Raw genomic sequence first — 10,818 nt, forward strand, 5'->3', positions numbered from 1 at the left:
CCGGCACCAATCGTCCTGCCGCGGTTCAAGATATCGAAGCACAGTCCTGTGACAGGCACGGCATTCTCCATGACGAGCGTCTCAACAATGGAACACACAACCGGAGGCGGGACGCTGTTTCAGCAAACGAGCGGCCCTGCGATCCGCTATGTATACAGGACCGGACTGTCATACGACAGGTCTGCCGGGTCAAGCAACAACTGTTGCCTCAACCCTGAAGAGAGCAGCCATTCACTCGCTTTGAAGACAACCGCAAGGGTGATGACATGAACAATCAGTGCGTTGTGTACGTCACGGATGTCGAATATTCATTTCCAACCATTCTTTCTGCGCTTCAGGCTCGCAAATCCGCAAGCCCCGCAACCGATGTTTGCGTCCTCATGTCTGAACGTCTCGATAATTTCAATGAGTTGAAGGCCCTGCTCGCCGCGAGCGGAGTCGAATTGGCCGATGCGGCCGACGCTCTGCAGGACTCGCTCGGCAAACTCGACAGCTCGCATTTTCAGGGGCGCATCAGCGTCAGCACGATGGCCAAGCTGGTCCTATGCGAGATCCTGCCCGCCCATTACAGCCAGATCATCTATCTGGACGGCGATACCCAGATCGTCAGCGATCTCGGCAAACTCGAAAACGCCACCGTACCTGAGGGACGGTTTTTCGCGGCGCGCGATTACACGGCAATTCAGGACTTCCTCAACACTGGAAAGGACAACCACTACTTCAATGCAGGGGTTCTGAAGTTCCACCGCAACGGCTGGATCGGGCAGGAGGCGCTTGCGCTTTTTGCTAAAAATCCCGAGGCTTGCGAGGGCAAACACGACCAGGGTGCATTGAACTATGTCTGCGGTTCGTCGCTCATCCTCGTGTCCAACCGTTGGAATTTTCCCAAGCAGTTCCTGCATCTGGTGAATATGTCGTCACTGGCGATCGTCCACTATATGGCGCATCCGAAACCATGGCATGGAACCTTCTTTCCATGGACCGACCGGGAAAGCCAAGTCTATGCCGATCTGCGCAAAGCGCATCCGATTTACAGCGCGCTCTATCGCGGAATAAGCCTCGATCGGAAGATGCTCTATAAATATCGGTCGATGCGGGCGCGCCTCGAACACGCGATCGAGAGGAATGGACCTCACCCGAGGGTCCAGAGCCTGCTGGTTGGCGATTACGCCGTATGATGACGCATATTGGTCCGACCCGAAAAATAAAGAGCCGCATATAGAACCCAGGATGGAAAATGAGTTATCGGGCTTCCGTCGCTAGTATCTCGCATTACGCAAAAGCGCGCCTGCGCCGGTCGTTAAAGGCTCGGCAGATCCGCTACGACCTGCTGCGTAGCACGCTCGGGCAGGCACGCCACGTCGTCATCTGCGTCATCCGTGACGAGGGCCATCGGCTGGCATTTTTTCTGCAATATTATCGCGACCTCGGCTTCGAGCACTTCATCTGCATCGACAACGGCTCGAAGGACGGAACGGTAGAATTGCTGGGCGGCTTCGACGATGTCTCGCTTCTCTCGGCTCACGGTTCCTACAAGGCGGCAAGGTTCGGGAACGACTGGATCAATGAAGTCATCAACCGGCACTGTCAGGAGAAATGGGTCCTTTATGTGGATGCAGACGAGTTTCTGGTCTATCCGCATTGCGACTCCCGCCCGATCAATCAGTTGACAGCCTATATCGAATCCACCGGCGGCCATTCCCTCCGCTCGGTCATGATCGACATGTACAGTGAGCGTCCGGTCCTGGAAAATATATGCGAACCCGGTCGCAATCCGCTGGAGGTCTGCAATCTTTTCGACCGGTCCGGCTACGTCGCACATTTCGACGACCGCAACAGGACAACGTGGATCAAAGGCGGCGTTCGCGGACGCATTTACTTTCGCGATCGGCTCTGGGACGGGCCGGCGCTCAACAAGATCCCTCTCGTATATGTGACAGGTGAACGGCTGTTTCTCAAATCATCACACCAGGTCTGGCCGCTCTCCCTGAATCTGGGCGACATGCACGGCGCGATTTGCGTATCCGGCGCGCTTCTCCACTTCAAATTCCTATCGACCTTCGTGCACAAGGTTGCCGATGCCGAGCATCTTTCTCAGCATACGGAAGAATATACTGTTTACTCCACTGACAAGGGGATGGGCGGCTTCGTCTGTGACGATACAGGCACTTATGCAAGCTGGAGGGACTTGTCCGATCACGGGCTCATTCAAGGCGAAGGCTGGAAATATTGGAAGAATGTATCCGAGGACGAAATCGAAACAGTCCAGCAGAACATGCCTGGTTCAGCGCAGCGACATCCGCAGAGAAGGCATGAAAATCGCTACGACCCTGCCTCCCTTGGATCGGCATCGTGACCGAACCTGGTAGCCGCCAATACGGCTCTATCGGATTTTCCGCCGTTCCGCTCGAAGCTTAGGGGGAAAATCTAAGTCGCGCGGCTCGGCTGAAGCGTCGCACGGTACGACTGCTTGAGCCATCATGCGATTGCATAAGCCCAGCATCAGCATTGAGCAGTCAGAGCCCGCTGCGACGGCAAATCGCGATGATCTCTTCGCTGGCCGGCTTCGGTTTGCCGGCTCTCCGATGGCGACAGAGGCCTATTTCAAAACCACGCCGGCCAACTCCCGTCTTGAACCACGCTGCAGGTACAGGTTCTCAAGCCAGGTCACCTGTTTCCTCATCCCCAACGCAGGCCTTTCGATAAAGTGCCACGAGAAGGCGGCAAAACAAGTGACAATCATGCTGCAGACGATCCCATTCAGCCACCAGTTATGCGCCCAGGGCCCGAGCGCGACGAAGGCCTGCTGGATGGGATAGCCATAGAGGAATACGCCATAGGAATAGTCGGCCCCCTGAAGCACTCCGAGTTTACGGGGCGAGGTGAGCCCGAGAAAGACCGTTACATATCCAATAGCCGGAATGGCAACGAAGTCCCCAAATGGGCTGAACCAGTAAGCCCACAAGATGACGGCAACAGCAGCGATGAAGATGCGGACATCCCACAGAATCTTGTCCCTGTAGAGGTAGATGGTCACCCCCACGAGGAAGGCACCGATCAGCAGATTCCCCGATGCGGTCGTCGGCATGGATGCCCAGTTGCTCTCGTGCTTCCAATATCTCGCAAGCCCAAAACCCACGATCAACGCCGTCGTCGCCACCAGCGCGATTGCACGCCGCTTGACCACGCCGAGCAGGAAAAACACGGCGATCGCGACGTAACATTCAAGTTCGAAAGGCACGGTCCAGAGCTGGCCATTTACCATCGCGGCGTCAGGATTGTTCAGGAACACTCCCGGAAGATTGAAGTGAATGTGTCCGGTGACATTCAGCAGATATGCAAAAAACTGGGCGTCGGTGAAGTAGTTACTGAGGTCATACTCGGTGTAGATCGCTCCAAGTATAAAAGCAGCCAGCATCACTTCCACTGCGAGAGCGGGGTAAATCCGGATAAACCGATTGCCAAGAAAGGAGATCAACGTCTTCGATCGCGCCAGACTGCCGGCAACCAGGAACCCGCTGAGGGCAAAGAACATAGGTAGCACCGACTTGATAAAAGGACGCAGGGGCGTTTCCCACAGAAACAGATCATCACCATAGGTGACGCGTGCCGTATGTAACCAAAGCACCGAAAAGGCCAAAAGCAGCCGCATGTAATCGAATCCTGTCGGCCGCCCTTTCGCCAGATCAAGTTTTTCGCCGATAACCATCTGTGCCCCTTTCAGAAGTTTTGACGCAATCGCAAGCATCATTGCCGGCTCGGGAACACGTGTCAGTGACCACAGCTACATCAGAGAAATTTTGAGGGGCTGCCTCTCTTCGAAACGAATACCTGACTATCCGTCCAGTGCTGCCCCGAACGCCGTTCGATGGTTGGAGACGAACGTGGGCGATCGGGCAGTGAATTGATGAGGAAGACGATGAAGTTTCTGGCTGCTCTGTTCTGTTTCGTTCTCGCCTTTATCGGATTGGGCCTGATGGGAGGCGGCGCCTTGCTGCTCAGCCTCGGCGGCTCGCCCTATTACGCAATCACGGGACTTGCTTACCTCGTTGCGGCCGTCGTGCTTTGGCGCCGGAAGCCCTTGGGAGCACTCATCATCCTGCTTGTCGCCGTTTTCACTCTTCCCTGGGCATTATGGGAGTCTGGCACCAATTTCTGGGGGCTCTTCGCACGTTTGATGTCCCCCATCGCGCTGGCCGGATTTGCGTTTGTTTTTGCGCCAGCACGTTTGCCGACCGCCGGCCGAAAGCTTTTCCATAGGGGCGCCGTGCTTGCCGCCATTCTGTTTGCTGCAGGCTTCGGTCTTGCCTTCATCCCGCATGAGGTGATCCGCCCTTCTGCAGACACCCCGGCTTACAAGACCGTCAAGGGCGACAACTCCCCTTCCGACTGGACATCCTATGGCCGCAGCACGGCGGGAGATCGCTATTCCCCGTTCGACCAGATCAACCGCAGCAACGTTGCCCAGCTTGACCTTGCCTGGACATATCGAACCGGAAGGGGCGACGGCGTCGATCAGAATACACCTCTGCAGATCGGGGATACGGTCTACACATGCACACCGACGAATGTGATCACAGCTCTCGATGCCGATACGGGAAAACTCCGCTGGACGTTCGACCCCAAAGCGTCGGCGCCCTATTGGCAGCGCTGCCGGGGCCTTGGCTATTACAGGATGCCGGAACAAGACCGGTTGGCCGACGATCTCTGCAACGAGCGTCTGATACAGACGACGATCGATGCCCGCCTCCTTGCGATCGACAGCAAGACCGGCGCGCCGTGCACGGCCTTCGGCGACAACGGTACTGTGCAGCTCTCCCAGGGCATGGGCGAAGTCAAGACCGGCTACTATTTCCAGACATCGGCTCCGCTGATTGCCCGCAACTTGATTGTCATCGGAGGCTGGGTCACCGACAATCAGGAGGTCGGCGAACCGTCCGGCGTCATCCGCGCCTTCAATGTGGTCACCGGCGAGCTCGAATGGGCATGGGATCTCGGCAATCCGGCGATCACCAAGCTCCCGCCGCAAGGCCAGACCTACACGCGCGCCACTCCCAACATGTGGACGACAGCGGCCTTTGACGACAAGCTCGGCCTCATCTATGCCCCGCTCGGCAATACCACGCCGGATTATTATGGCGCCAATCGCCCGGCTTTTGCCGATCAGTATAACGCGACCTTGGTGGCGCTCGATGTGACGACGGGTAGGGAGAGATGGAAATTCCAGACCGTGCATCACGATATCTGGGACTATGATCTGCCGGCCCAACCGGTCCTGATCGACCTGCCCGATGGCAATGGCGCCGCCGTGCCCGCCATCTTGCAGACTACCAAACGTGGGCAGCTTTTCCTGCTCAACCGCCAGACTGGCCTTCCACTCGCCGAAGTTCAGGAAAAGCCGGTGCCGCAGACGGGCGGCGCGCCGGAGGAGAAACTCTCACCGACACAGCCTTATTCCGTCGGCATGCCGACGATCGGCGCGGAACGCCTCACCGAGCAGCGGGCCTGGGGCCTGACGATGTTCGATCAGCTGGCCTGCCGCATCGCCTTTCGCAAGATGCGCTACGACGGGGACTTCACCCCGATCGGCACGCATCCCGCACTTCAGCAGCCGGGAAATCTGGGCGGCCTCAACTGGGGAAGCGTCTCGGTCGACCTATCCAACAACCGCGTCTTCATGAACGACATTCGAGTTCCCAGCATCTTCGCCCTCGTTCCGCGGGCCGATTACGTCGATTTCGCCCTCGTCACGACGGCGCACGGACCCTCCGCCCCACAGCGCGGCACACCTTATGGTATGACGACCGAGAAGTGGACGTCGAGACTGCGCATTCCCTGCACGCAACCACCATGGGGCACGGTGACAGCAGTGGATCTGAACACACGAAAAATCGCGTGGCAGGTGCCGGCCGGGACTGCTGAACAGCTCGGACCGTTCAAGATCAAGATGAATTTACCCATGTCGATGGGCCTGCCGACATATGCTGGCACATCTACGACTGCCGGCGGCGTCGTCTTCTTTGCAGGTTTCCAGGACTATTACATCCGCGCCTATGACGCCGAGAACGGCAACGAGCTTTGGAAACATCCTCTGCCGGTCGGCTCGAGTGCGACGCCGATGACCTACATCTCACCGAAGACAGGCAAACAATATGTTCTGGTCTCGGTTGGCGGAGCAGCAAATTCGACTGACGTCGGCGATTATGTACTCGCCTTCTCCCTGAAAGATGGGGATTAGTCAGCCGATCGCACGAAGCCACATGGCACCGCCTGATCGGCACCACCGCCTCGAAGACGGGTCCCCTTTTCGACCTTGGCTGGAGCGGCAGCGTCGGGCTGCAACATCTCTCGCCGCCCGCTCACCCGACCATCGGTACGCCATCACACTGACGGAAGACATGATCGCGTCCACCTGGAGCATCGGCCCGTCAGCGCCGTTGAATGTTTCCAAAGACAAGCAAGTCCGTCTCCCCATGCGGAATATGTCGATGATGGCGCACCCGATGCATCTGCATGGGCACCGTTTCCGGATCGTCGGCGTCAATGGCCAGGAGGCAGCGGAGCCGCCCCTGATACTGTCCTGCTGACTCCGATAGCCGAGGTCGTCGTGGAGTTCGATACCGTCAATCCGGCCGTTGGCCGCTCCACTGTCACCACCTGTACCACATGGCCACGGGATGATGACATACATCGCTTATAACGGCGCGATCCGATCAGCAAGCTCGGGCTCCCAGCATCCGGCAAACACTGGTGACCCGGGAACCAACCCGCCCATGCAAGGTTAAGGCGATATGCCTCCGAGTTGTTGCCTCGGAAACATCTGGAGCGGTTCAGCTTTTCACGGAAGCGCAGAACCGCTCTAATGTTTTGGATTTACCCGATTGCGGACGGAAAACGGCTTCGCACTTTTCCTGGAATTGCTCTAACGCCTTCCGACTCGGTCGGAAGGCCGGAAGGAAGCTGGCGATGCGCAACCACCACAATTCCCGACATGAGGGGATGAGTAGTCATCCTTATTCCATGCTCGCGATCAACATGATCCTCAGCCTCATCATCATGTACTTCGTGATGTTCTCGATGATCGACGGCTGGAGCGATTTCCGGAACAATCTCAACATGCTCTAACATGGCGCTGACGATGGTGGCCCCAATGGGCATCATCATGCTCGCCACCATGGGCGGCATGTACGGGAACAGGAAGCTGAACGCCGCCATCCATGTCGGCCTGGTGATCATGTTCGTTGCGGCATTTGCAGGCACTCGCACACAGGCTCTCATAGGCGACCGCCAATTCATCGCCTCGATGGTGCCTCATCATTCAGGTGCAATCCTCATGTGCCGGGAAGCAGCCCTCACCGATGCTGAACTGGTCGCGCTCTGCGCCAACATCTCGCGCGGCCAGCGTGCAGAGATCGAACAGATGAACGCAATCCGCACGCGCCTGGATCAGGGTGCGCAGTAGGGTCCGCGAATGTCAAGAATGCAATCGAGACACCCGCCCCAACCTCGTCGACCACCATCCACCTCGAGACCAAGACGGGCCGCAAGAGGAATTTCCGCTCGCCCATGCTCCACCTCGAATCGGAGCCTATATCAATGCGACTTGGAACGCCTGCTCTGACGATTTGCAGGAATCAAAAAAGCCCGCGAGCTGCGGGCTTTTTGCATTTGGTTGCGGGGGCAGGATTTGAACCTGCGGCCTTCAGGTTATGAGCCTGACGAGCTACCGGGCTGCTCCACCCCGCGGAATTATTTTACAGCAGAAAGGGCCGCTGTCGCGACCCTTTTGTGTTGGCCTGGGCCGGATTGTGATTGAGAAGATTTTAGTTGCGCTTTGCAGACCTGGCAGCGACCTACTCTCCCGCGTCTTAAGACGAAGTACCATGGGCGCAGGGGCGTTTCACGGCCGTGTTCGGAAAGGGAACGGGTGCAGCCACCCCGCCATAACCACCAGGTCGGCAAAGCGCAACTTTTTGTTTGAGAAGCTGGATTTGGGTTTGAGCGAATAGGGAGTAGCAAATAGCGAATAGATTTCGCTGCTGCTCTTTCGCTGGTTTTGAACACGTCTTTGGAGCGGATGAGGAGCAACTATTCGCTACTCCCTATTCGCTATTCGCATTATCGAACTTTGTTCGATGAGCACAGTCAATGAGAACGATCAAGCCGATCGAGCTATTAGTACCGGTAAGCTTCATGCGTTGCCGCACTTCCACACCCGGCCTATCAACGTGGTCGTCTTCCACGGCTCTGATAGGGAACACTCGTTTTCAGGTGGGTTTCCCGCTTAGATGCCTTCAGCGGTTATCCCGTCCATATATAGCTACCCTGCTATGCCCTTGGCAGGACAACAGGTCCACCAGAGATATGTCCATCCCGGTCCTCTCGTACTAGGGACAGATCCTGTCAATATTCCTACACCCACGGCAGATAGGGACCGAACTGTCTCACGACGTTCTGAACCCAGCTCACGTACCGCTTTAATTGGCGAACAGCCAAACCCTTGGGACCTGCTCCAGCCCCAGGATGCGATGAGCCGACATCGAGGTGCCAAACAACCCCGTCGATATGGACTCTTGGGGGTCATCAGCCTGTTATCCCCGGCGTACCTTTTATCCGTTGAGCGATGGCCCTTCCACGCGGGACCACCGGATCACTATGACCGACTTTCGTCTCTGCTCGACTTGTCAGTCTCGCAGTCAGGCGGGCTTATGCCATTGCACTCGACGACCGATTTCCGACCGGTCTGAGCCCACCATCGCGCGCCTCCGTTACTCTTTCGGAGGCGACCGCCCCAGTCAAACTACCCACCATACACTGTCCCGGACCCGGATGACGGGCCGCGGTTAGACATCCATGACGATAAGGGTGGTATTTCAAGGATGGCTCCACGGAAACTGGCGTCCCCGCTTCAAAGCCTACCACCTATCCTACACATGCCGACACGAATGCCAGTGTAAAGCTATAGTAAAGGTGCACGGGGTCTTTCCGTCTGACCGCAGGAACCCCGCATCTTCACGGGGAATTCAATTTCACTGAGTCTATGTTGGAGACAGCGGGGAAGTCGTTACGCCATTCGTGCAGGTCGGAACTTACCCGACAAGGAATTTCGCTACCTTAGGACCGTTATAGTTACGGCCGCCGTTTACTGGGGCTTCGATTCAAAGCTTGCACCTCTCCTCTTAACCTTCCAGCACCGGGCAGGCGTCAGACCCTATACGTCGTCTTGCGACTTCGCAGAGCCCTGTGTTTTTGATAAACAGTCGCTACCCCCTGGTCTGTGCCACCCCATCATAGTTGCCTAAAATGGGGTCACGCTTCTTCCGAAGTTACGCGTGCAATTTGCCGAGTTCCTTCAACATAGTTCTCTCAAGCGCCTTGGTATACTCTACCTGACCACCTGTGTCGGTTTCGGGTACGGTCTATACGGTGGAGCTATTTCCTGGAACCGCTCCGCTGCCCTGATAATCCAATAAACCAGAACAACTTGTGCAATCCGTCACTACCACCAGGCCCACGAATATTAACGTGGTTCCCATCGACTACGCGTGTCCGCCTCGTCTTAGGGGCCGGCTAACCCTGCTCAGATTAACTTTAAGCAGGAACCCTTGGTCTTTCGGCGAGAGGGTCTCTCACCCTCTTTATCGTTACTCATGTCAACATTCGCACTTCCGATACCTCCAGGACCCCTCACGGGTATCCCTTCATCAGCTTACGGAACGCTCCGCTACCACGTGTATTGCTACACATCCTCAGCTTCGGTGCATGGCTTCAGCCCCGTTACATTTTCGGCGCAAAGACCCTTATTTAGACCAGTGAGCTGTTACGCTTTCTTTAAATGATGGCTGCTTCTAAGCCAACATCCTGGTTGTTTTGGGATCCTCACATCCTTTCCCACTTAGCCATGACTTGGGGACCTTAGCTGGAGGTTAGGGTTGTTGCCCTTTTCACGACGGACGTTAGCACCCGCCGTGTGTCTGCCGAGTAGTACTCCCCGGTATTCGGAGTTTGGTTAGGATCAGTAAGACGGTGAGTCCCCATAGCCCATCCAGTGCTCTACCCCCGGGGGTATTCGCTCGACGCTCTACCTAAATAGATTTCGCGGAGAACCAGCTATTTCCGAGTTTGATTGGCCTTTCACCCCTAGCCACAAGTCATCCCAATCTATTGCAACAGATGCGGGTTCGGTCCTCCAGTTGGTGTTACCCAACCTTCAACCTGCTCATGGCTAGATCACTCGGTTTCGGGTCTAATGCAACAAACTATATCGCCCTGTTCAGACTCGCTTTCGCTGCGCCTACACCTACCGGCTTAAGCTTGCTTGTTACACTAAGTCGTTGACCCATTATACAAAAGGTACGCCGTCACCCTTGCGGGCTCCGACTGTTTGTAGGCATCCGGTTTCAGGTTCTATTTCACTCCCCTTGTCGGGGTGCTTTTCACCTTTCCCTCACGGTACTTGTTCGCTATCGGTCATGCACGAGTACTTAGGCTTGGAGAGTGGTCTCCCCATGTTCAGACAGGATTTCTCGTGTCCCGCCCTACTCTAGGACAATCGTGATATCTACGCGTACGGGGCTGTCACCCACTACGGCCGCACTTTCCAGAGCGTTCCACTTTAATCACAATTGCCACTGGCCTGGTCCGCGTTCGCTCGCCACTACTTGCGGAGTCTCGGTTGATGTCCTTTCCTGCAGGTACTTAGATGTTTCAGTTCCCTGCGTTCGCTTCTTACACCCTATGTATTCAGGTGCAGATACCTTATCACAATGCTTGGAACCTGGCGTCGCTTCGCGACGCTGGCGAATAGTTGGTAGCGAG

The 10,818-nt window shown here is 56.4% G+C and carries 5 protein-coding genes, 1 tRNA gene, 2 rRNA genes and 1 pseudogene (1 of these 9 cut by a window edge); 5 read left to right on the forward strand and 4 right to left on the reverse strand.

Annotation, left to right across the window (positions count from 1 at the left end; genetic code table 11):
- The first annotated feature begins 266 nt into the window (after nucleotides 1–266).
- Both RHE_RS17340 and RHE_RS17345 read left to right on the forward strand, forming a co-directional pair.
- On the forward strand, nucleotides 267–1,178 hold the full coding sequence (locus tag RHE_RS17340) for a glycosyltransferase family 8 protein (protein WP_011426623.1): 912 nt from the start codon (nucleotides 267–269) through the stop codon (nucleotides 1,176–1,178).
- A gap of 59 nt (nucleotides 1,179–1,237) precedes the next feature.
- Complete coding sequence (locus RHE_RS17345; protein WP_011426624.1) at nucleotides 1,238–2,356, forward strand: glycosyltransferase family 2 protein; 1,119 nt, start codon at nucleotides 1,238–1,240, stop codon at nucleotides 2,354–2,356.
- Between the two features lie 243 nt (nucleotides 2,357–2,599).
- Here RHE_RS17345 and RHE_RS17350 read toward each other — a convergent pair whose 3' ends face one another.
- A complete protein-coding gene (locus RHE_RS17350; RefSeq protein ID WP_187331696.1) occupies nucleotides 2,600–3,751 on the reverse strand; it encodes an acyltransferase family protein in 1,152 nt (383 codons plus the stop codon).
- Nucleotides 3,752–3,919: 168 nt separating this feature from the next.
- Between RHE_RS17350 and RHE_RS17355 the strand changes: the two genes are divergently transcribed.
- From RHE_RS17355 to RHE_RS17365, 3 genes and pseudogenes are all read left to right on the forward strand, one after another.
- Nucleotides 3,920–6,238 carry a membrane-bound PQQ-dependent dehydrogenase, glucose/quinate/shikimate family gene (locus RHE_RS17355; protein ID WP_042118964.1) on the forward strand — a complete coding sequence of 773 codons (2,319 nt, stop codon included), beginning with the start codon at nucleotides 3,920–3,922 and terminating at the stop codon, nucleotides 6,236–6,238.
- Between the two features lie 160 nt (nucleotides 6,239–6,398).
- Entirely contained in the window at nucleotides 6,399–6,587 is a 189-nt protein-coding gene (locus tag RHE_RS33685; RefSeq protein WP_020922150.1) for a multicopper oxidase domain-containing protein, read from the forward strand.
- Between the two features lie 379 nt (nucleotides 6,588–6,966).
- A pseudogene (locus tag RHE_RS17365) lies at nucleotides 6,967–7,462 on the forward strand (DUF305 domain-containing protein).
- 207 nt (nucleotides 7,463–7,669) lie between these two features.
- Here RHE_RS17365 and RHE_RS17370 read toward each other — a convergent pair.
- From RHE_RS17370 to RHE_RS17380, 3 genes are all read right to left on the reverse strand, one after another.
- Nucleotides 7,670–7,746 (reverse strand) — tRNA-Met (locus tag RHE_RS17370).
- A gap of 94 nt (nucleotides 7,747–7,840) precedes the next feature.
- Nucleotides 7,841–7,955, reverse strand: a 5S ribosomal RNA gene (gene rrf / locus RHE_RS17375).
- Between the two features lie 199 nt (nucleotides 7,956–8,154).
- Nucleotides 8,155–10,818: ribosomal RNA gene (locus RHE_RS17380) — 23S ribosomal RNA — on the reverse strand (it continues 214 nt past the right edge of the window).

Origin of the sequence: Rhizobium etli CFN 42, assembly GCF_000092045.1 — a bacterium.
In the GTDB taxonomy this organism is placed as follows: Bacteria; Pseudomonadota; Alphaproteobacteria; order Rhizobiales; family Rhizobiaceae; genus Rhizobium; species Rhizobium etli.

What these genes read in the sequence shown, in the direction of transcription:
- RHE_RS17350 (WP_187331696.1), bottom strand. Translation starts at nt 3,751, where the DNA reads ATGATGCTTGCGATTGCGTCAAAACTTCTGAAAGGGGCACAGATGGTT.
- RHE_RS33685 (WP_020922150.1), top strand. Translation starts at nt 6,399, where the DNA reads ATGATCGCGTCCACCTGGAGCATCGGCCCGTCAGCGCCGTTGAATGTT.
- RHE_RS17355 (WP_042118964.1), top strand. Translation starts at nt 3,920, where the DNA reads ATGAAGTTTCTGGCTGCTCTGTTCTGTTTCGTTCTCGCCTTTATCGGA.
- RHE_RS17345 (WP_011426624.1), top strand. Translation starts at nt 1,238, where the DNA reads ATGAGTTATCGGGCTTCCGTCGCTAGTATCTCGCATTACGCAAAAGCG.
- RHE_RS17340 (WP_011426623.1), top strand. Translation starts at nt 267, where the DNA reads ATGAACAATCAGTGCGTTGTGTACGTCACGGATGTCGAATATTCATTT.